Source organism: Bacteroides cellulosilyticus DSM 14838 (genome assembly GCF_000158035.1).
Taxonomy (GTDB): domain Bacteria; phylum Bacteroidota; class Bacteroidia; order Bacteroidales; family Bacteroidaceae; genus Bacteroides; species Bacteroides cellulosilyticus.
Window position 1 is genome coordinate 30024 of sequence record NZ_EQ973495.1, and the last position, 20492, is coordinate 50515.

Sequence of the window (20492 nt, forward strand, 5' to 3'; positions counted from 1 at the left end):
GTTGGAACCGAAAGGGTTTGAATTCGAATGGACGGATCCCGAGTCGGGGATGCGATTCTATGATGATGAGGTGGAAGGCTCAGTGAATATACCCGAGGACGCACCTGCAAGACCGACAATGACGGCGATCTGGAATGTGCTGAGCCGGGAATGGACGTCACCACAATTGTAAATTACAAATTACAAATTATAAATTACAATGAAACCATTTTATTATCTATGTGACTTTCCCGATCGCAAGAATGCAGGAAAGAATTTCGTAACAGGGTGCCCTAAATGCGGCAAAAAACATCTTTATATCTCCAAAGAGACAGGAGCCTTTCATTGCTTCTACGGAGGATGCGACTTCAAAGGAAAGCTCAAGGACTTCTGGGAAGAACGAAACAACTATGACTCGACATCCGCAGGCAAGTCCCTCCACAGTACCCGCCGGGAAGGAGAAAATAGAACCGGAAAGACCACATCCGAGGTACCCATGATTCCCGAAGACTACAAAAAGCTGACGCCCGAAGTATTCTCCAAAATAAAACCACTGACAGATGATCCCGAGACTACCGACCGGGACCAGCTCACCGCCCGGCGCTATCTTGCCGACCAGGGCATCTCACTGAAAACGGCCATAGAAGCCCGTATCGGCTGCCTCACCCACCGCTGTTTCGGCAAAGACGAGGACAGCAAAAACACGGGAACCATGCATCATTGCGTAGCCTACGTCAACTACCTGAACGGTCAGCCCGTAAATGCCAAATATCGTTCGTGCGATCCCTCAACCGTCAAACCCACAGATGAAAGAGAAACAACTGGCATGGAAAAAGCCGCCGGATACACCAAATTCTGGAGCCAGGACTCGCCAACAACACCCTGTCCGCCTTATCACATCGACTGCATCAACCCCCTGAAAGTATCCGAAGCAACCATCCCCCGACTGATCATCACCGAAGGCGAAAAAGACGTACTGACACTCAATGAAGCGGGATATCCTTACGCCATCAGCGTGCCCAATGGAGCGGCAAGCGATCTCTCCAAAAGCTTCGAAGCCTTTGAACCCTGGATGGAGCAAGTACGAGACATCGTGATCTGCGGAGATTCCGACCTGCCGGGGAGAACCCTGGTGAAGCATCTCACCGACTATTTCGGAGCACGCTGCCTGCTCACCACGCTACCCGGCGACTGCAAGGACATTTCCGACGTACTCGCCACCTACGGTATTGAAGTGGTGTGCGAAATCATCGAGGCCGCCCGACCGCAACACACAGCCGACATCGTCACCGTAAGCGAACGCACAAACGGGATTCTGAACGTGCTGCACGGAGAATACGACCACGGATACGACGTAGGTTACGGCCCCTTGACCGACCATGTATTCCACCCCACTGACCAGGGAGGCCTGATTATCGAGACCGGAGTACCCAACAGCGGAAAGACCGATTTTCTGAACGACCTCACGTGCCGGCTCATGGCCAAGACCGGACGCTATGTATGCTATCTCTCTTTCGAAGTACCCGACAAGGATAAGCATATCGCCCATCTCGTACAGCTCATGCTGGGAAAAATGAACACCGTAAATTATACCCAGGAACAGTTGAAACCTATCGTCAGTTTCCTGAACAGCCACATGGTGCACCTCGACTTGCATGAAGTATCCCCCACTCCCAACAATATCATCGCGAGAGCGGACATGGTGCGGCGCACCCTTCCACTGAAATATCTTATTATCGACCCGTACCTCTTCATGGAGGTAGAAACCAACCGGTACAACACCGAAACCCAAGCCATAAAAGCCATGCTGACGCAAATGCAGGCATGGGGCAGAACCAACAACATATGGGTCATCATCGTAGCCCATCCGCGCAAACTCACCAAACTCAACGGAAAGAACGAGCTGGAAGAGATTGACATGTATACCATCGCAGGCAGCGCCAACTGGGCCAATCTGGCCGATTTCATATTTTCCATATCCCGCATCAACCGGCAGGACGGCAACTATACCCGACTCGACATGCTGAAGGTGCGCGACCAGGACCTGTGCCAGACAGGAAGCGTCCTATATGTCCGACAAGCCTGCGGACGTTACGATGAACGGGAGTCCGAAGAGCAAGTAATAGCGGAAGCACAAGGCAAAGTCATGAGCAAGGATCATTCACCATGGATCAATCTCATTGAAAAATGATAAAAAAGCACTTGCGGCTGTGAAGCCCGACGCTTGCGGCTCTGCAAGCCTACACTTGCACAAGCGTAGCCCGACGCAGCCGCAAGCGTCCACTCTCAACTCTCAACTCCCCACTTCCCTAAGGCCTTCCTATATACTCAAAAATCAGGCCGACCTGCTTGCTGGTGAAAATCTGTTGGGCGGGGCGGTAGCCCGTATCCAGCAAAGCTTGATACAGGAGCGCGTTCCCGCGCAGCCACCGTGAAAGGCGGTTCAGAGCCGAACGCTCTCCGATTTCAGGCGCGTAAGCGCGCGCCAACTCACTCTTGGAATAGGGACGGACAGGCCATTCCTCCACGGTCGCATCCACATCATGATCACATACGATTGTCTTCATTTTACGATAACTTTTAGAGTACTATTTATGCTATAAAGGTACGAAAAAGTCATCGGATATCACCTATTCCGAAACGGGTTTATCAGGTGTCAATGTCATTCATTTTCACAGGTGTGAGAGGTTGTATCTTTGTATTGTTCACCACGGAGGACACAGAGTTTCACTGAGGTTTTCCCGGAGTTGCGCCGAGTCTTTCCGTAAGAACATAATGCTTTAATTATTAACTATTTAATTTATTTATCATGGGACTGAATTACAGTATCGCAATGCTCAAGAATCCGCAAAACCAGGATGAAAGCGCAAAGGCTTATGCCAAGTCACAAATCACAGGGGAATTGTCCCTGAAAGAACTGAGTCGCCGTGTAGCCGCGCAGACCACTGCTAGTCGTGCCGACGTCACCGCAGTTATCATTGCTACCGTGGAAAACATGATTGACGGCCTGCGAGCGGGCGAACAGGTAGACTTCGGAGACCTGGGGAAATTTCGTCTTCAGATCACCAGCCGCGGAGCGGAAACCGCGGAAAAATTCACGTCTTCCAACATCACTGGAGTCAACATCCAGTTCATTCCGGGCGAAGATTTGAAAACCATATTCTCCGGTCTTGAGTTTTCACCCGTACCCACCCGTGCAGCCACCCGTCTGCTGCTCAAAGCCCAAAAGGCAGGACAGACCACGGTGGACTTTTCAAAAGCTCCCGCTTCCGGTGGAAATTCCGGCAGCAAGCCGGATGACGGTGGCAATACCGGTGGCGGTGGTTTGGACGAGAACCCGCTGGGATAGGCTCTAAAGGTGCAGCCTTTAGTAATTACTAATGAAAGGCTGCGCTGTCACCAATTACTAATCACTTATCACTAATAACTAATCACTAAATTACGTATGGAAAAAAAATCAAATTCAACTTGGAGTGTTATCATCAAAGTTGTAATTGCCGTAGCGTCCGCATTGGCAGGCGTATTCGGACTGAACGCCTGCATGGGCTTAGGCGCATGACGGCGGGCAGTTTCTATCAGAACTATCGGGAGGTGCGCCTCCTGGTAGTTCATTGTTCGGCAACACGATGCGACAGAAACTTCCCGGTAGAAGCTCTCCATCGGTGCCATCTGGCACGAGGATTTGCAAGTATCGGTTATCATTTCTACATCACGCGTGACGGCGAAGTACACATTTGTCGTCCGGTTCATCAGATCGGGGCGCACGCAACAGGCTGGAACGATAAAAGTATTGGCATCTGCTACGAAGGCGGACTCAACGAAGACGGAGAGACGGCTGATACAAGAACGTATGCGCAGAAATGTTCACTCCTTTATCTATTGAGGCAGCTGAAAACGGATTATCCAAAAGCGAAGATATTGGGACATTATCAGCTCAGTAAATCTGTGCATAAGGCGTGTCCGTGCTTTGACACGAAACAGGAATATAGAGAAATATAATTAAATCCATATTCTTAATAAATAGAGTTCCACGCCAAGAAAGCATGCGGGACTCTTTTTATAATATAGCCTTACCCAAGATATTCACATAGCCCCCTTCATACCTATAAGTATTGGACAATATTTCTGTGTATCTATTGTATAATTGCGATTTCTCATATCATCTATTTTTTATATCCTCAAGTACAACCTTACTAAATAATCCAGCACCTGTCCTGTTCAGAAAAAAGCTATTAAAATACAAAGTAGGATCCTTAAAACGCTTATCATCTAAATAGTTTAAAAATGGAATATCCAAAACGCCCGCTTCCTCCAGAAACGAATATATATAATTATTTCTAAATGTCTCCGAAAACTTTGAAGACAAATAATCTGTAACCGGTGGAAGGACTATCACCGGCTGAAACTCACGTTCTTTACAGAAAGCAATCATTTCTTTTAAAACAACTATACGCTTTTTTCGTCCTTCAACGATATGCTCCGGCAGGAAAGCATCCATATCCGTTATATTAAACTGTTTTTTCCAACCATCTATCCAGTGTTTTGAATCGGCTTCCAACTGTACCGCATTCATTGGCTGTTTATCCAATAATTCAGCAGGAATATGACGCCTTAACAATCTTACGATAAACATTTTAAAACCATTCAACAGCATTTGTCTCGCTGCATACCTGTATGGACTATTTTTAATTCGAAATACCGCCTCACATTTCTCCATTGAAAAGTTCTCAAATATTCCCGGATGCAATACCGTATAATACTTTTCCAATTCTATGTCCTTATAGTTCTTGAAACAAGAACTATAAGGACCCAAAGCGATAAGAATTATCGCTCTGGGTCGGAGATAACTGCAATACGTCTTCAATATAGCTAAATCCTGTGGAAAAGATTGGGGACGCATTGCCCAATTTGCTGCTTTCACAGGCAAATTCGAATAATCAAAACCATAAAAAGCAGAACTACTGCCTAAATTAACCACCTCCAAATTAAATGGAAAACGTTGCCAAAATTTAGAGCAGTCCTGATATTTATATTGATACCATGGGTTCCCGCTTATCAAAACTGTTTTTAACAAGTTTTTCAACCTTCTCACTATGCTTTTCATATACCAGGACAATAAATTGATTCGGGCAGATATTGCATATCTTCATTCAGAGAATACAACAATTCCACATCTTCCGATATCATTGAAACAGAATTAAAATTAAAATTTGCCTTCAATCGTTCAACATGGGCAGATTTGGGGATAGGCACAATACCCTGTGCCTTATTCCACATTAACAAAATATGCCCCAAATCGACACGATACTTATGCAATAGCGTCTTCATTATTTCAGATTCAACTAATAGCCTATTTTTTATCTGCATTAAAGGAGCGTAACATACCAACTGAATATTTTCTTTCCTGCAATATTCAACCAAAGCACGTTTCGTATCCAAAGGACTAATACATATTTGGTTTACCATTGGTAAAACTGAGAAATTCTGTTTCAACATTTCAAGATGCCTTTCCCTGCAATTGGAAACACCGATAGAACGTAATTTTCCCTCTTTATACAGTCCAATCATCGCTTCCCAAATGTCAAGGAAATAATCAGGATAAGGCCAATGAATAATCAGACAATCAACATAGTCGGTTTTTAATTTTCTCAAACTATTATTTACCAACATGTTTACCACATCTTTTGCTGAATGGGCTTTCATATAAGGCGATGTTTTATAGAAATATTTCCCTATAGAAGACCAGGGAAAGTTCATCTTCTTTTCATCACTGATTTTAGTCATAATGAAGATTTCATTCCGTATGCTACTATTTTTATTCAGAACATTGCCAATGGCATCCTCATTAAAGTAGTTATCTGCCGTATCGAACATTCTGTAGCCTATGGATAACGCCTCTTTCATAAGCCTTTCCAGATTTTCTCCGGCCAAAGGCCAAGTGCCCATTCCTATAATAGGCATCTCAACGCCATTGTACAGTTTATAAGTGTCCATGAATCTTACTTTTTATTATTGAAATAATTTTCTCCCTTTGATACTTATTCAGCGCTATGATCCAAGAAAGAGCGAAGACTGATATTATTGAAACAAATGTACAAACAAGCAATCTGTAAAAACCATCATCCATACTAAACGTAACAGGCAACACCACAGCAAGTGTTATCAAAGTTATAAGACAACACTTCAAATGAACTTTTTTCAGAAAGTCTGATATAGAGTATTGCACATATCTCCTCAATATCAGCAAGTTCGTCACGTCAGAAAGAATTGTCGTACCTAACATGCCCCAAAAGACAGCGTTGGGATTGAAACCCAACTTCATCAACAAATAGCCCAATGGCAGTGCAAAACACAAAATTGAACCTGTTACTAAATTAGATAGTTTAATATGACCTGTTGCATGAAATACAGTAATTCTGGGGCCCCTAAAAGCATTCAACAATGTATTGATCAGGATTATTACCGTAAACGTATCTGTGTATTCCGGATACTCCCCCAACCAAAGAGACAAGACCAAATGCACTTCAAGTGACAAAGGTAAAACTATCATCAACATCAATATATAAGTTAATATGGAACTCTGATAGACAAGCTTCATCATTGCTTCCACATCATTCCGGGCGTAAAGCTTGATAATCTGAGGGCGAACGGCAGTCAGAAAATTGCTAGAGAATTGAGTAGCCGCACTCTGTACCTGATATGCAATGCTACGAGCGGCATTTACTACAGGGCCACAGAATACATTAAGCACCATATTAAGTCCTTGCCCTTGCGCCATTACCGACATGTTTCCTATCATGTCATAACTACTGTACGTAAGCATACTCTTATATAAGGCTTTATCATGCTGCAACCTGAAATGAGTTTCCTTATAACGACGTAAACAGTAAAAACGATAAATAGATACAACCAGTATTTGGAGCAACATTAATAATAATCCATACCATATAAGTTTGTCAATCGGACTAAAAGTTATCAAATAAGCAATAGCCAACTTTCCAAAAGCCTCCAACAAGCCAACGTAAGCATAAACTGACATTTCTTCGTGAGCAATGATAGCTGCATTATAAGGAACTTGCATTATGGTAAACACAGCGGTTATTATGGAGAACTGAAAAAGCCATTGAGCCGCATACATGCGCTCCGGAGGAATATCCATTTGAGTGTTCAGAAACCATAGCCCGATTGATTCACAAACCAACATAATGCACAAGGCTATGACAAAATGAAGTGCAAGTGCCGTACTAAAGACTTTCTTCAGCTGTTCAAAATCATCCCGACCTAACTCTACTGTGAAAAAACGCGATGTAGCTGAACCAAACGCACCAACCAAAGTGGAAAATATAATAACCACACCGCCTACTACACCATATAAACCAAAATCAACTACACCCAACGAAGTTAGAATAATCCGGGATGTATAGAGCTGGACACACATAATGACCAGCATTCGTATATAAAGTAGAGAAGTGTTCCGCGCAATACGCTTGTTGCTACTTCCTGTACCCACTTACTTGGATTGATAGATATTGTATAAATCGCCTATAGTTTCAGCATTCTTCATTTCCGAAACTGTAAAGTTTTTGCTATACTTTTCAGCCATATCGGTCATAAATGCCAGACCTGTAAGCGAACTCCACTCATCCATATAGCGGAACTCCGTACTCATATCAATTGCTTCATTGAGCCCATCAAAAAGACCTTCGAAGAACTCTAAAAATTCTTGTTCGTTCATATTCCTTATTTCTAATGTTTCCACACAATATCTGTATCAATAATCCGGGCCGGTGATCCGGTCACCAACACATGAGCGGGCAATGGAGCGATTACCACGGAATTGGAGCCAACCACCGTACCATCACCAACTTTCACACCTGGCATAATTTTACATTCGGAACAAAGCCAGCAAAAATCACCGATAATAACAGGATTTGTATCTTTGAAACCTTGTTGGGCGATAATATGTCCACCATTGGTGTCGCGAATAGAGACATCACGACCATAAAACGTATGGTTGCCAATATGTATCTTATCACCACAAATCAGCGTCAATCCAATGTTCCCACCACTGGAGGCACCGCATACAAGCTCTGCATTGTCAAATACTTCCACGTCACAACCATAACCGAAACGAAAATCACCTTGGAATTCAACCTTAGAATTCTTGCCAAACAGGAAACGACTTTCCAGTTTAGATTTACGGAATCTTTTATTACCTAACAAAATCCTTCCCTCTACTATTACTTTAGCTGTTTTATCGATCTCGAAGACACAATAGGGAGTTGGAAAAAGTAATTTACCCTTTTTCCAATCAGTCTTTATAGCCGGATGAAAAAAATTCAGATGCAAGAACTGCCAAACTGCTTTAGGACGCAATTGAGTCATCCCAATAAAAGTGCGTACACAAGAAGCCAATGTCCGTACCCTATCGTACTTTCTTGTTGACACCGGAAAATATTTATCACCTAATTGGTCAAAACGCATACTCTCCAAATCCCTGAAAAATTGTTTCCTATCATAATCGGGGCAAACTGCCGCTTTTACCAAAGCCAGATTAAAAGGTTGAATATTTTCAAGTTTCACTTCTTTCTTTTGTAAACGCTTGCTTACCTGCTCAAAGATTTTTTTTCCTTTTTCTGAATTGATAAGAATAGCTGAAGTTCCCGTATCATTATCCAATTCTTTAGCAACTTTCTCCACCCCCCAAAAATCAGCTAAAGTGACATCGGCTATACGTGGATAGTCTTTGAATTGACATGAATAACAAGAAGGACGGTCTATCATACCACTGTGATAAGCTCTGCTGTAAAGGTCTTTACCTCTCACACCATAGTAGGACTTTCCATTGGCAAACGTAGATTTCTTGGTTAAGCTGCGCCAACCTAATTCTTTATTCTTGGCCTTAAAAGAAACGACTTGGGAAGCATTGATTTCTTCCAGATAATCAAAATATTTCCGGTGAGCTTTGGGCGATGCTATACTTTTACATATAAAATCTACGATTATCAAGTTCTCATAGTCTTTATTCAAATATCTACGCAGAGCAGCCATCTGACAAGGTGTACCGCAAACTAATACCGGTTTCCCTGTTTTTACTGCTTTCTTGACTTCAGTATAGAAGCCCCTAGCATCGCTCTGCAAATATTTGGAGCTACGGAGTCTTTTCAAATCCTCTTTGTTGTCTGAAATAAACTGATGGGCAAAAAAATTCGCATCATAAACAGCTCCGCCAACATAACCACCTTGCTTATATACACTTTCCGCCATTGCAGAAAAAGCTCCGCCGGAGGTACTGTCGAAGCGAATTTCCAAGTTCTTATGATAAGCTCCGTAACAAACCGGTGGATTATAATCATTGCGCTTCAATTCCTCAACGTGTAATATAGGACATACACGCTCGCATAACCCGCAATCAGTGCATTTATCCTTGTCTACCTCCGGATACCAGAACCCTTCAATATCCGTTCTGAAAGTAATTGCATCATGAGCGCACACATCGCCACAGGCGTTACAACCGCAACACATTGCTTTATCTGTAATATTAACCATATCAATGATGATTTTCTTACTGATTCATTCCTCGTTAATCTCTTCCCAAGGATAAGGATTATCCTCAATATTCCCCAATTCTTCTATCACTTCTTCCTGTTCCGCAGTCAATCGAAAAGTCCCCCAGCCATCAATAATAACATGAGCCTCTTTAGCCAACTCCTCTGCATAAACCTCACCATAGCAATAAGTCAGCAGACGAACTTTCAACAATGAAGCAGGGATCAGTGGAAGAACGTTAAGAGCACGCTCCAGAACCTTTTGAATATATTCCTGTTTATGACCATTATCATACATTGTGGCATTGAAAGCCACTAAAAGACCTAAACACAACTCGGCTTCAGCTTCAGGAGTTGAGCCATGTTTTCCATACGAGTTTAGGGCTGATTCATAAACATCACGATTCAGACGGGTGAAACTATCAACATAAATCGGACTGCCATCCTGACCTAGAGTGAGAAGACTGTGAGCCAGGGAAAATAAGGATGAAACTTGATCACTCATGTATTTTAATTATGATTTATAATTTATGATTTATGACGCTGAAATTAGTCGGCTATGGGCTCTACAAGCGAAGAGTGAATAAAAGTCGTTGCAACAGCCATGACGCCTTCAATATTGACAACTACACGACGGTCGCGACGGATACGAACAAATTCTCCCACAGCACCCTCAAAAACGCCACCCATGACACGCACTTTCTGGCCTCTTACCAGTTGAAGTTCAGCGGGTTCTACATAAATAACCGATTCTTCGTAAGTACCAGCAACAAGAATAAAACTACGCATCTGATCGTCCGGAACGATAACAGGAAGGTGATGTTCACGATTCATTATATAGCGTATAGGGATGTTCATACCGGCTTTATCCTTCAATGTATCGATACGCTTACGAGTAGAGCGAATGAAAACAAGGTTATGTACGGCAGGAACAAACTTACAAATGCGACGACCATCTTTCACGACATAATCACGACGCATCGGAATGAAATTCTCTATCTTCTCTTCATCCAGAAAAGCTTTCAGAGCCAGTTCACGGCCATATGTGACACGTACTGCGAACCAATGGAGGCGAGGGGGGATGTTCACGTCAGAATATTCTTTGGGGACACCGGAGTAGTGAAATACTTACCGATTATTTTATGTAATGCAGTTGTTTTCAACAACTTATTTAGCATTCATCTTATTCCAAAGCGTTCCGTCATCTCGATCAAAAAGCAGTGAAATAGTTATGTAAAAAGGTTATTAACGAAGAGATAAAAGAAAACGAAGTGTCTTTTAATCGTTCGTTTAATGTGCGCAATTTAGAGCGGGAAAAATAGAACCCAAGAATTATAAAAATGAGAAGATATTAAATCTATTCGCCACAGGCACAATATTACTGATTACCAACCATATACCATTTGGAATAAATTTTATTAGAAATATTTTTATTAAACACCTTGTACATTCGAAAAATACCCATTATCTTTGCGCACATTAAACGAACGTTTTTGGGACACCCCTACATTTCCATCATACATCACTGTATATAAGCATTTTATACACATTTATCATTTCTCAAAATTTCTTTTCAACTTTCTTTCCATTGCAAAATAATTTCCAGCCATTTATCTATCAATCAACACAATAGTCTTTACAATAAAACGAATTCTCAAATAATCCATTCATTGCTGTAGTATATTTGATAAAAACCGTACCTTTGCATCAAGAGTGCATGATTGCCATTTGTTTACTTTAGAAACAGATGCCAACCATTAATTATGAATACTAAATAAAAATGGCAGAAGTAGCAACAACAATAGATGAACAGATCAAACTCTTGAAAGACAGAGGCATGAATATAGAAGATGAAGTAAAAGCAAGAGAAAATTTAATGGACATCGGCTACTTTCGACTTGGCTTTTATTGGTTCCCATTTGAAAAGACATATCCAAGAAAAAACAAAAGAGATCACAACTTTAAAGAAGGTACAAAGTTTGACTATGCAATCAAATTATACTACTTTGACTTTGATTTGAGAAATCTTATATTAAGATATATAAGTCGCATAGAGGTGAATTTCAGAACGACTCTAATATATAAAGCCTCCAACAAATATAAAGAAGATCCGTATTGGTACATCAATCATAAATATGTTAAATCTACATTTATAGATGACAATCTTTTTATAAATGCCATTGCTGATGTCAGCAAGGAAGCTGTTATTAAACAAGATTTGAAAGAACACAAACGAAAATACGCTCCAGCATGGAAACTTATCGAGAACTTAACTTTTGGCGTGGTTATATCATTGTATGACAATCTGGTCGATGGAGGTTTAAAACATGAAATTTCTAAGGTATATGAAATAGAATCTCCGAATCAATTTTCTAATTATATCAACACTATCAGACGCTTAAGAAATAGTTGTGCACATGGCAAAGTCCTATTTGATATGAATCTGCCGGAAGCAATAAGTAGTGGACCTGCTGGAGATCTATCGACCAGAAAAACCATGTTGTTTGGTGCTTATCAAGTATTTAAATATATTCTTAATAAGGTATCCTCTAATCGTGTCAATGACATGATTATGGAACTAAAATCATCGTTCAATAGAACTGATTATCAAGACGTTAAGGATGTTATATACAATAATTCCGGGTTCAGAGAGAATAATATATAAAATCTAAAAATGAATTCAAGATATTGCAGTTTCAAGATTTTATTGTATCTTTGCAATAAGTAAAGTGCACTTGATTACTATATGTTTTCATACTGCACTATAAAAGGAACTGATGAAGGTCTGTCTATATGACAGGCCTTTTTTTTAAAATTTCATATTCTATATTCCATAAACACAAGCCTATTTTAAATTACCCTTCAGCATACATTTCTATATTTAACACACATTAAGCCCTCCTCAATAGGGAGAATATCAAATCCTCCTGTCTTTACTACACAGAAAACGAATTAGACATTTACTATAAACTATAAAATCACGAACAGAATGGAAAAGGATCAAAAAGATATGATCAGTGAGATCATAGAGGCTTTTGAGAAGTATGCAGGACATCAGGCATTTGTTATTAACAACATCACCTATACCTATCGTCAACTGTCTGAAACTGTATATAAAATATCCACTTTGATTAATAACAGGGAAGATAAAATCATCGGCATTATAGCCGAAGATAGATTGGAGACTTACGCCTCCATACTGGCAGTATTAATCAGTGGAAAAACGTATATCATTCTGCATCCAGCCTATCCCAGACACAGGAATAGAAAGATTGCAGAACTCGCCGATATTCATTTAATTCTATATACAAAGGACATCCGTGTATTGAACCTGGATACCGAACATATAGATTTTATATGTACTTCGGAGTTACAGGAAGTAGTTCCGTCTTCTTCTGGCATACATTCGGAAAAGAATGAAAATGCTTATATCATTTTCACCTCCGGCAGTACGGGAGAACCGAAAGGAGTTCCCATCTCCCGCAACAACCTAAATGCTTTCTACAACGCATACAGCCATTTGGACTGGCAATTGGATGAGAATGACCGTATGCTGCAAATGTTCGAACTAACCTTTGACGTTTCTATCGTTTCTTTCTTATTTCCCCTAACAATAGGTGCATGCATATATACAGTTTCTCCGGAAGGCGTAAAGTATATCAATGTCATTGAAATATTGGAAAAATATAACCTCACATTTGCTGCCGTAGCCCCCTCCCTACTCCAGTTATTATTACCCTATTTCTCTGAGATACAACTTCCTGAACTCAAATACCTGATAGTTACTGCCGAAGCATCGGATGTTGAATTACTATCTGCCTTCAGAGCCTGTGCTCCCAATGCCTCTTTTGTGAACCTGTATGGTCCCACAGAAGGAACAATTTATTGTACAGCCTACCAGATACCGACCACCTCATGCAAACATCATAACGGTATGATTGCTATAGGCAAGCCATTCGAGGGAGTGGATGCTCTAATCATGAATAATAACGGTATTCCCGTTGCCACAGGCGAAACCGGAGAACTCTGGATCAGCGGCAGGCAAGTGATGAACGGCTACTGGAACACTCCTGAAAAGACTAAAGAATGCCTCATCGAAGGGACAGATGGAAGGACTTATTACAAAACCGGTGATCTCTGCCAGATAGATACTGACGGCGATATCATATATTGTGGTCGCAAAGATTCGCAGATTAAACTTCAGGGATTCCGCATCGAACTAAGCGAAATAGAACACGTAGTGAAGAAGTATTTCAATAATGAATGTAAAGCTGTCGTCATCCCCAAATATGGAGCAAACAATCAATGCGAATTACATCTGGTAGTTGAAAAAGTCCATCTCGACAAACACCAGATAGAAGAACATATGAACAGCCGGCTGCCTTTCTACATGATTCCCCAGCACATACATTGCATGGAACATTTTCCACTGAATACCAGCAGCAAAACCGATAGAAAAAGAATACTGGAACTAATATAAAACTAAACTAATATGAATACGCAGATGATTTTAAATGAACTGAGCCTGATTTTTCAGGAGATATTGAAGAGAGACAACATCGTTCTTGCCAGTGAAACCACCGCCCAGGATGTGGAAGGTTGGAATTCATTAACCAATATGTTGCTGATAAGCAGAATAGAGAAAGATTTCAATGTTCACTTCACCTTCAGAGACATTGTCCGATTCAAGAATGTAGGAGATATTTGCAATGCCATTCTCACCAAAACCAAATAAGACATGTCATTCATATCTTTGAATTTTGTCACGCTGTTTGTATGTACCTTCCTTTTGTACTACACACTTCCACCTAAATATAGAAAAGCTATACTCTTGTTGTCAAGCTGTATTTTCATAGGCTATTACCACATAGCTTTCCTGATCATAGCCCTTCTCATTTCACTGGCAACTTTTTTTCTCGGAAAATGGGTGGGACAATCAAAACATGAGAAGGATACGAAAAGAATCTATATTTCGGGCTTGTGTTTTCTAATTACAGGCTGGTTGGCATTCCGATATGCCAACCTCCTGCCAGGCGTGCACTGGCTATTCCCCTTAGGTATCTCCTTTTATACCTTTCAGGCCCTTTCATACCTGACGGAAATCTATTGGAAAGAAGAAGAACCGGAAGAAAACCTTGCCGACTTCATGATATATATGCTCTTTTTCATGAAATTCCTGTCAGGGCCTATAGAACGGGCGAGAGATATGCTTCCACAATTGAAATCGGGTAAACCGGTAGCATATCCATCTATTGTCTACGGAATGAAACTGATCGTAGTGGGACTGATAAAGAAGTTGATTCTTGCCGATTATATTTCCCCTTATATAGATGGTATTTTCAACTCTATACATACGGCATCCGGTATCCAATTACTCATGGCATGCCTTTTATATCCTGTAGAATTGTATGGTGACTTTTCCGGTTATACGGATATTGCACTTGGAGGTGCCTGTATGTTGGGATTCAAACTCAGCCCTAACTTCAACCGCCCATTCATAGCACAAACCACTGCCGAATTCTGGAGAAGATGGCACATGTCTCTTTCATTTTGGGTTAGGGATTACTTATATTTGCCTCTATCTTCGGGTATGCGCCGTTGGGGACAATGGGGAGTATTCCTGAGTCTGAGCCTGACATTTGCAGGATTAGGTGCCTGGCATGGCGCAGGATGGAACTATATTATATATGGACTCATCCAAGGGCTTATTATTTTCTATGAAATGAAGACCGCCATGATCCGTAACAAGATAAAGAACTGTATAGGTAATCCCCTGTTTACAACCCTGTCCATCCTCCGCACTTATCTGCTTTTCGCCTTTTCTTTGATCTTCTTTCGCTTAGAGTCGGTAAGTGATGCGCTCTATTACATCAGAAACATCTCGTTCAGTACCCATGCCAGCTGGAAAGAAGTAAGCATCGGAATTCCGGATCATAATTGTATTGTGGCCGGTAGCGCTCTTGTACTGATTTTAGTTTACGAATATTTTATGTCGAAACGAGATCTGTTAGAAGCGTTGGAAAAACAACCCATGCTTGTCAGATGGGGCATTTATTATCTGCTGGCCATTATGTTCTTTACCTTGGGACAGTTCAATTCCGACAGTTTTATTTATTTGCAATTTTAATCTAAAAACAAAGATAGCAGAATGAAGAAAAACAGTGAGCGAAGTGCAGTTATGCGCTTCACGATGAAACTATCTATACTCCTGACGCCATTTATAGCCTTACTAGTGGTGTATTTCCTCAATGATCCTTTTATGGTTTTAAGGCATTATAACCGTTATGATAACTCTCCCGTCATGTTAAATGAAGGCTATATCGGTTGGCAAATGTATATGAACAACCGGGATTCCATTGCATTTGATTCTTTTATTATGGGCAATTCCTGCACCATGGCCTATCAATGTCATGAATGGGAAAAATATTTGGATGGTGGCAGAGCAGTACGCCTGTTCGGAAATGCAGAAAGCATAGCCGCCATCAGTAAGAAGTTGCAGGCTTTGGAAAGAAATGGTGCAGAAATAAAGAATCTGCTCCTCATTCTGAATAAAGAGTCATTGGGGAAAGACCAGCTTTTAAGCAGCCATAACCATGTGTTACCTCCGGCTATCTCAGGAATCAGCAACTTTAGTTTCCAGGAGAAATTCTGTCAGGCCTTCTTCTTCCCTAATTTCCTGTTTCCTTATCTCGATTATAAAATATTTCATCAATATCGTCCCTATATGCAAGGAGTGATAAACCCTTATGGCGCAATCAGAGATGCAGTAACAAATGATGCAATCAATCCCAGAGAGAGGATGATCCGGGATGAAGGAGAAGCATATTGGGAAAACCACAAAAAAGAGTTTGTGAAAGCCAGAGACTGTAATTACAGAAATGGTGAATACCGGGAAGGTGAGCGATTCCTATGGGAAACACAGACCGAATTATTAAAGGAAATAGATCAAATCTGCCGGAAACATAACACCTCGGTTAAAATCATCATCAGTCCCGACTATAACCAGATCAGCATAAATCCGGCAGATGTGGAAATATTGAAAGACATTTTTGGCTATGAAAACGTATTCGATTTCAGTGGTATCAATGAATATACGAACGATATTCATAACTACTACGAAAAAGGACATTACAGACCGATACTCGGAGCACGCTTATTACAAAAAGTATATGCAAACCATAACTGATTTGAAATACATATTAAAAGTAACAACTTATTATGCGAAACTATTTCTGTAGAGTAAGCGCCCGCAATTGTTCCAAAGATCCGTTGAATACATTCAAATCGACCTCTTCTCTGATACCGGGAACATTACCCACATCAGTATGTTGCCAGAAGTGCCATGGACCTTCATATTTGACGGAGTCTACGTAATAGTGGGCAATCCAGTAGGGGTAAGTATTGAATACCGAATCACTAAGATAGCGGTTCTTGAATTTATAAGATGTGTAAAGAATCGGTTTCACACCATAATGTGATTCTATACGGTCGAGCCAGGTTTTGACAGCAATCCTTAAGTCATGGGGCGTACTTTTACCAATAGTTTCAACATCAAGCACAGGTGGTAGATCTCCGGGAATAAGCTGGACCGTACGAATAAAGAAATCGGCTTGTTTTAGCGGATCTGTTTTAGGAGAGAAGAAATGGTAAGCTCCGCGAATAAAACCATAACGATGCGCCTGATCAAAATTGAACGGGAAAGTATCGTCAGCATGATCACCACCTTCGGTAGCTTTCATAAAGACAAAATGGATAGGAAATTTGGTTGTTTTGTTGGTTGTCAGTTGCACCCAGTCAATACTGCCTTGATAATGGGAGATATCAATGCCATGCACTTCATAGTCGCAGGGCATACAGACCCCATATCCTTTCTGACCATAACAGGGTTTCCAACGATAGGCATACGGACGAATGAAAAACCAATAAAACCCGGCAGAGAATACGGCAATGATACAAACAGCAAGTATTGTACGTAACCATGCAGACATGATACGCGCTTCGCTTTTCTTTTTACCGCGACGTGCAGCAGATTTTCTTTTAGTTGCCATGTAATATTCAAAACAGAACGCAAATTACACAAATTACGCAAATAGATTATTCAAATTTGTGTAATTCGCATAATTTGCGTTCTTTTTATTAACTCTTCGCCAGTTTGCCGATTTATTTAGCTTGCTCTAACTGCAAAGTCTTTGTCGGCTGGTCACAAACTTCCGTAGGTCCGAAGTACTGGATCGGTCCCGGATATACATAATCTGTAGTGATAGCCCACTGGTCGCGCTGAGCAGCAAATGCCTTGAACGGAGCACCATCCAGTTTCACCAGAGCTTTCTGGATTACCGGTTTCATTTCACCGTGACGGCGTTCCATGTTCATCATCATCGTGATGGGCACACCACCTGCAATCCATTGGTCAGCAGGAGCCGTAGTGTTGCGTACAGAAGACATATAGCCTGTCTTGCCGTTAGCAATCAGAGAAGCAGCTGTATAACCCAGTGAATAGCAATAGTCAGCATCATAGTTAGACGGGGCAGCGCAACGGCCTTCATAACCGAAGAAGTGGTGTTGAGAAGCGAACTTACCTACGAATTTACCTTCTTCTTTCCATGCAGCAAGCTTAGTAGCTACCATTTCCGACAACAGTTTTTCTGTTTCGATCAAAGATACCTGTACGTTTCCGTGTGGGTCACGGTCCAGCGTCAGCTGACGTGCAACACCCTCAGGCAGGCTGGCATAGATAGCCGCATTTTCCGGAGACAGTTTACGGATGATATAATCACGTTGGTGAGACTTCTTAATTTGAGAGAATTCTTCAGCATTTTCAGCAAGGAAGTCGTTCAACTCAGCGATCAGACGTTTCATAGCCGGAATAAACTCGATCAAACCTTCAGGGATCAAAACCGTACCGAAGTTGTTGCCTTGAGCAGCCCGGTTAGCTACTATCTGAGCAATGTAAGTTACTACATCGTCCAAAGACATATCTTTTGCTTCAACTTCTTCTGATACGATACAAACGTTAGGTTGTACCTGCAAAGCACATTCCAATGCAATGTGAGAAGCAGAACGTCCCATCAACTTGATGAAGTGCCAGTATTTACGAGCTGAGTTACAGTCACGTTGAATGTTACCGATAACTTCAGAGTAAACCTTACAAGCAGTGTCGAAACCGAAAGAAGTTTCAATCATTTCGTTCTTCAAGTCACCGTCGATAGTCTTCGGACAACCAATTACCTGTACGCCGCACTTCTTAGCTGCATAGTACTCAGCCAGTACGCAGGCATTTGTGTTAGAGTCGTCACCACCGATGATAACCAATGCTTTAATATCAAGTTGCTTCAGGATTTCCAGACCTTTTTCAAACTGATCTTCCTTCTCCAATTTAGTACGACCTGAACCGATGATATCGAAACCACCCGTGTTACGGTATTCGTCAATGATATCTGAAGTCAGTTCCATATAGTTATGGTCAACCAAACCGCCGGGGCCAAGAATGAAACCATATAACTTGCTGTCCTTATTCAAACTCTTGATACCATCGAAGATACCGGAAATCACATTGTGACCACCGGGAGCCTGACCACCAGAAAGGATAACGCCCACGTTCATAGCTGGGAAGTTAACCACTTCGTCAGTAGCCTCAAACTTGATCAAAGGCATTCCGTACGTGTTAGGGAACAATTTTTGGATAGCTTCCTGATCGGCTACAGATTGAGTAGCTGCTCCAGCTACCGCCTTAACGGCACCCTTCAGCGCTTTCGGAAGTTTGGGCTGATAAGCAGCCCTTGCAATTTGCAATGCACTTTTTGTCATTTTATCTAATTATTTAAAGGTGTTAGTAAAGTTTCGTTCAAAAGCGTCGCAAATTTCGTGTTTTTTTCTGAATTATGAAAGGAAGCGCACATCAAAAAAAATATGAAATGTTGGTTTATACCGTGGAAAGTACTTATCTTTACCGGAAATATTTCAATTTATTCACTTAAAACGTAAAGATTATGGCAAGTAGAAGAGAACTTAAGAAAAACGTCAATTATATCGCAGGTGAACTGTTCATGGAGTGTTTGGTAAACAGCTTATACGTACCCGGAACCGATAAAACTAAAGCCGACGAGCTGATGGGCAGAATCCTGAGTGTGCAAGATGAATTTATCAGCCGAATCAGCCATACCGAACCCGGAAATGTAAAAGGTTTCTACAAGAAATTCCGCGAAGACTTTAATAAAGAAGTAGACGCAATTATTGACGCTATCGGCAACCTGAAGTAAGCACCGGGAATGAAAAAAGCAATATACAGCTTTATCTACTATCGCATTTTGGGATGGAAGACAAATGTGACGGTGCCGGATTATGATAAATGCGTGATAACTGCAGCACCTCATACATCTAATTGGGATTTATTTATCGGCAAACTATTTTATGGAGCTATCGGACGGAAAACATACTTCATGATGAAAAAAGAATGGTTCTTCTTTCCGCTGGGATTAATTTTCAAAGCCGTGGGAGGCATACCGGTAGATCGGGGACGCAAAACGTCATTGGTAGACCAGATGACGGAAAGATTCGCCAAAAGCAAGAAATTCCAACTCGCCATTACACCGGAAGGAACCCGTAAAGCGAATCCTAATTGGAAGAAAGGATTTTATTTTATTGCATTGAAAGCGCAAGTGCCTATTGTAATGATAGGCATCGATTATACCACTAAAACGATTTCTGCGACAAAGGCGATTATGCCGTCGGGAGATATAGAAAAGGATATGCGCGAGGTAAAGCTCTATTATAAGGATTTCAAAGGGAAGAACCCGAAGAACTTTGCTTTAGGAAACATTTGATAATAACTTTTAGGCGCGGATTACGCGGATTACACGGATTTTTATTACCTTGCGGCGTGGAAAGCCGGGCAAATAATCTTTGCCTGCAAGTATAGCGTAGCACATTAATCCGCGTTATACGTATAATCCGCGCCTAAAATAT

Annotated in this window: 21 protein-coding genes; 11 read left to right on the forward strand and 10 right to left on the reverse strand. The window is 41.4% G+C overall.

Features of this window, described 5'->3' with window-relative positions; all coding sequences use genetic code 11:
* Window positions 1-199 precede the first annotated feature (199 nt).
* On the forward strand, window positions 200-2170 hold the full coding sequence (locus BACCELL_RS22505) for a bifunctional DNA primase/helicase (RefSeq protein ID WP_007214409.1): 1971 nt from the start codon (window positions 200-202) through the stop codon (window positions 2168-2170).
* 118 nt (window positions 2171-2288) lie between these two features.
* Here the strand turns inward: BACCELL_RS22505 and BACCELL_RS22510 are convergent, their stop codons facing one another.
* Window positions 2289-2546 (reverse strand): DUF4248 domain-containing protein, encoded by a 258-nt coding sequence (locus BACCELL_RS22510; protein WP_007214410.1) that lies wholly within the window; start codon window positions 2544-2546, stop codon window positions 2289-2291.
* Between the two features lie 242 nt (window positions 2547-2788).
* Between BACCELL_RS22510 and BACCELL_RS22515 the strand changes: the two genes are divergently transcribed.
* The 3 genes from BACCELL_RS22515 to BACCELL_RS22520 all read left to right on the forward strand — a co-directional run bounded on the left by BACCELL_RS22515 (window position 2789) and on the right by BACCELL_RS22520 (window position 3978).
* Complete coding sequence (locus tag BACCELL_RS22515; RefSeq protein ID WP_007214411.1) at window positions 2789-3328, forward strand: HU family DNA-binding protein; 540 nt, start codon at window positions 2789-2791, stop codon at window positions 3326-3328.
* 96 nt (window positions 3329-3424) lie between these two features.
* Window positions 3425-3538: a smalltalk protein gene (locus BACCELL_RS26650; RefSeq protein WP_149924198.1), complete on the forward strand. Its 114-nt coding sequence runs from the start codon at window positions 3425-3427 to the stop codon at window positions 3536-3538.
* On the forward strand, window positions 3535-3978 hold the full coding sequence (locus tag BACCELL_RS22520; RefSeq protein WP_007214412.1) for an N-acetylmuramoyl-L-alanine amidase: 444 nt from the start codon (window positions 3535-3537) through the stop codon (window positions 3976-3978). Before BACCELL_RS26650 ends, BACCELL_RS22520 begins: the two co-directional genes overlap by 4 nt.
* A gap of 160 nt (window positions 3979-4138) precedes the next feature.
* Here BACCELL_RS22520 and BACCELL_RS22525 read toward each other — a convergent pair whose 3' ends face one another.
* From BACCELL_RS22525 to BACCELL_RS22555, 7 genes are read right to left on the reverse strand one after another with little or no spacing between them, the layout of a single operon-like run.
* Window positions 4139-5083: a hypothetical protein gene (locus tag BACCELL_RS22525; RefSeq protein WP_007214413.1), complete on the reverse strand. Its 945-nt coding sequence runs from the start codon at window positions 5081-5083 to the stop codon at window positions 4139-4141.
* Window positions 5080-5973, reverse strand: coding sequence for an aldo/keto reductase (locus tag BACCELL_RS22530; RefSeq protein ID WP_007214414.1), 894 nt, complete (start codon window positions 5971-5973; stop codon window positions 5080-5082). The genes BACCELL_RS22525 and BACCELL_RS22530 overlap by 4 nt, the downstream gene beginning before the upstream one ends.
* The gene (locus BACCELL_RS22535; protein ID WP_007214415.1) at window positions 5960-7429 is read right to left on the reverse strand and encodes an MATE family efflux transporter; all 1470 of its coding nucleotides are present in this window, start codon (window positions 7427-7429) and stop codon (window positions 5960-5962) included. Before BACCELL_RS22535 ends, BACCELL_RS22530 begins: the two co-directional genes overlap by 14 nt.
* Before the next feature lie 60 nt (window positions 7430-7489).
* Entirely contained in the window at window positions 7490-7714 is a 225-nt protein-coding gene (locus tag BACCELL_RS22540; protein ID WP_044154319.1) for a hypothetical protein, read from the reverse strand.
* 11 nt (window positions 7715-7725) lie between these two features.
* On the reverse strand, window positions 7726-9528 hold the full coding sequence (locus BACCELL_RS22545) for a Coenzyme F420 hydrogenase/dehydrogenase, beta subunit C-terminal domain (protein ID WP_007214417.1): 1803 nt from the start codon (window positions 9526-9528) through the stop codon (window positions 7726-7728).
* Window positions 9529-9552: 24 nt separating this feature from the next.
* The gene (locus tag BACCELL_RS22550; RefSeq protein ID WP_007214418.1) at window positions 9553-10032 is read right to left on the reverse strand and encodes a UpxZ family transcription anti-terminator antagonist; all 480 of its coding nucleotides are present in this window, start codon (window positions 10030-10032) and stop codon (window positions 9553-9555) included.
* A gap of 44 nt (window positions 10033-10076) precedes the next feature.
* A complete protein-coding gene (locus tag BACCELL_RS22555; protein ID WP_007214419.1) occupies window positions 10077-10616 on the reverse strand; it encodes a UpxY family transcription antiterminator in 540 nt (179 codons plus the stop codon).
* A 691-nt stretch (window positions 10617-11307) separates the two neighbouring features.
* On the opposite strand from BACCELL_RS22555, the gene BACCELL_RS22560 reads away from it, so the two are divergent.
* From BACCELL_RS22560 to BACCELL_RS22580, 5 genes are all read left to right on the forward strand, one after another.
* Window positions 11308-12192 carry an Abi family protein gene (locus BACCELL_RS22560; RefSeq protein WP_007214422.1) on the forward strand — a complete coding sequence of 295 codons (885 nt, stop codon included), beginning with the start codon at window positions 11308-11310 and terminating at the stop codon, window positions 12190-12192.
* 324 nt (window positions 12193-12516) lie between these two features.
* Window positions 12517-14007: an amino acid adenylation domain-containing protein gene (locus tag BACCELL_RS22565; RefSeq protein WP_007214423.1), complete on the forward strand. Its 1491-nt coding sequence runs from the start codon at window positions 12517-12519 to the stop codon at window positions 14005-14007.
* 12 nt (window positions 14008-14019) lie between these two features.
* Complete coding sequence (locus BACCELL_RS22570) at window positions 14020-14262, forward strand: acyl carrier protein (RefSeq protein ID WP_007214424.1); 243 nt, start codon at window positions 14020-14022, stop codon at window positions 14260-14262.
* A gap of 3 nt (window positions 14263-14265) precedes the next feature.
* Window positions 14266-15654: an MBOAT family O-acyltransferase gene (locus tag BACCELL_RS22575; protein ID WP_007214425.1), complete on the forward strand. Its 1389-nt coding sequence runs from the start codon at window positions 14266-14268 to the stop codon at window positions 15652-15654.
* A gap of 21 nt (window positions 15655-15675) precedes the next feature.
* The gene (locus tag BACCELL_RS22580) at window positions 15676-16713 is read left to right on the forward strand and encodes a hypothetical protein (protein WP_007214426.1); all 1038 of its coding nucleotides are present in this window, start codon (window positions 15676-15678) and stop codon (window positions 16711-16713) included.
* A gap of 40 nt (window positions 16714-16753) precedes the next feature.
* Here BACCELL_RS22580 and BACCELL_RS22585 read toward each other — a convergent pair whose 3' ends face one another.
* Together BACCELL_RS22585 and BACCELL_RS22590 are read right to left on the reverse strand one after the other, a co-directional pair.
* The gene (locus BACCELL_RS22585) at window positions 16754-17575 is read right to left on the reverse strand and encodes a glycoside hydrolase family 25 protein (RefSeq protein ID WP_007214427.1); all 822 of its coding nucleotides are present in this window, start codon (window positions 17573-17575) and stop codon (window positions 16754-16756) included.
* A gap of 112 nt (window positions 17576-17687) precedes the next feature.
* Window positions 17688-19334, reverse strand: coding sequence for a diphosphate--fructose-6-phosphate 1-phosphotransferase (locus BACCELL_RS22590; RefSeq protein ID WP_007214428.1), 1647 nt, complete (start codon window positions 19332-19334; stop codon window positions 17688-17690).
* A 182-nt stretch (window positions 19335-19516) separates the two neighbouring features.
* On the opposite strand from BACCELL_RS22590, the gene BACCELL_RS22595 reads away from it, so the two are divergent.
* Together BACCELL_RS22595 and BACCELL_RS22600 are read left to right on the forward strand one after the other, a co-directional pair.
* Window positions 19517-19786 (forward strand): hypothetical protein, encoded by a 270-nt coding sequence (locus tag BACCELL_RS22595; RefSeq protein ID WP_007214429.1) that lies wholly within the window; start codon window positions 19517-19519, stop codon window positions 19784-19786.
* Window positions 19787-19795: 9 nt separating this feature from the next.
* Window positions 19796-20350, forward strand: a complete 555-nt coding sequence (locus BACCELL_RS22600; RefSeq protein WP_007214430.1) for a 1-acyl-sn-glycerol-3-phosphate acyltransferase — start codon at window positions 19796-19798, stop codon at window positions 20348-20350.
* The last annotated feature ends 142 nt before the right edge of the window (window positions 20351-20492 follow it).

Excerpts from the sequence above, each read along its gene's own strand:
- BACCELL_RS22505 (WP_007214409.1), top strand. The coding sequence starts at position 200 with ATGAAACCATTTTATTATCTATGTGACTTTCCCGATCGCAAGAATGCA.
- BACCELL_RS22510 (WP_007214410.1), bottom strand. The coding sequence starts at position 2,546 with ATGAAGACAATCGTATGTGATCATGATGTGGATGCGACCGTGGAGGAA.
- BACCELL_RS22515 (WP_007214411.1), top strand. The coding sequence starts at position 2,789 with ATGGGACTGAATTACAGTATCGCAATGCTCAAGAATCCGCAAAACCAG.
- BACCELL_RS26650 (WP_149924198.1), top strand. The coding sequence starts at position 3,425 with ATGGAAAAAAAATCAAATTCAACTTGGAGTGTTATCATCAAAGTTGTA.
- BACCELL_RS22520 (WP_007214412.1), top strand. The coding sequence starts at position 3,535 with ATGACGGCGGGCAGTTTCTATCAGAACTATCGGGAGGTGCGCCTCCTG.
- BACCELL_RS22525 (WP_007214413.1), bottom strand. The coding sequence starts at position 5,083 with ATGAAAAGCATAGTGAGAAGGTTGAAAAACTTGTTAAAAACAGTTTTG.
- BACCELL_RS22530 (WP_007214414.1), bottom strand. The coding sequence starts at position 5,973 with ATGGACACTTATAAACTGTACAATGGCGTTGAGATGCCTATTATAGGA.
- BACCELL_RS22535 (WP_007214415.1), bottom strand. The coding sequence starts at position 7,429 with ATGCTGGTCATTATGTGTGTCCAGCTCTATACATCCCGGATTATTCTA.
- BACCELL_RS22540 (WP_044154319.1), bottom strand. The coding sequence starts at position 7,714 with ATGAACGAACAAGAATTTTTAGAGTTCTTCGAAGGTCTTTTTGATGGG.
- BACCELL_RS22545 (WP_007214417.1), bottom strand. The coding sequence starts at position 9,528 with ATGGTTAATATTACAGATAAAGCAATGTGTTGCGGTTGTAACGCCTGT.
- BACCELL_RS22550 (WP_007214418.1), bottom strand. The coding sequence starts at position 10,032 with ATGAGTGATCAAGTTTCATCCTTATTTTCCCTGGCTCACAGTCTTCTC.
- BACCELL_RS22560 (WP_007214422.1), top strand. The coding sequence starts at position 11,308 with ATGGCAGAAGTAGCAACAACAATAGATGAACAGATCAAACTCTTGAAA.
- BACCELL_RS22565 (WP_007214423.1), top strand. The coding sequence starts at position 12,517 with ATGGAAAAGGATCAAAAAGATATGATCAGTGAGATCATAGAGGCTTTT.
- BACCELL_RS22570 (WP_007214424.1), top strand. The coding sequence starts at position 14,020 with ATGAATACGCAGATGATTTTAAATGAACTGAGCCTGATTTTTCAGGAG.
- BACCELL_RS22575 (WP_007214425.1), top strand. The coding sequence starts at position 14,266 with ATGTCATTCATATCTTTGAATTTTGTCACGCTGTTTGTATGTACCTTC.
- BACCELL_RS22580 (WP_007214426.1), top strand. The coding sequence starts at position 15,676 with ATGAAGAAAAACAGTGAGCGAAGTGCAGTTATGCGCTTCACGATGAAA.
- BACCELL_RS22585 (WP_007214427.1), bottom strand. The coding sequence starts at position 17,575 with ATGGCAACTAAAAGAAAATCTGCTGCACGTCGCGGTAAAAAGAAAAGC.
- BACCELL_RS22590 (WP_007214428.1), bottom strand. The coding sequence starts at position 19,334 with ATGACAAAAAGTGCATTGCAAATTGCAAGGGCTGCTTATCAGCCCAAA.
- BACCELL_RS22595 (WP_007214429.1), top strand. The coding sequence starts at position 19,517 with ATGGCAAGTAGAAGAGAACTTAAGAAAAACGTCAATTATATCGCAGGT.
- BACCELL_RS22600 (WP_007214430.1), top strand. The coding sequence starts at position 19,796 with ATGAAAAAAGCAATATACAGCTTTATCTACTATCGCATTTTGGGATGG.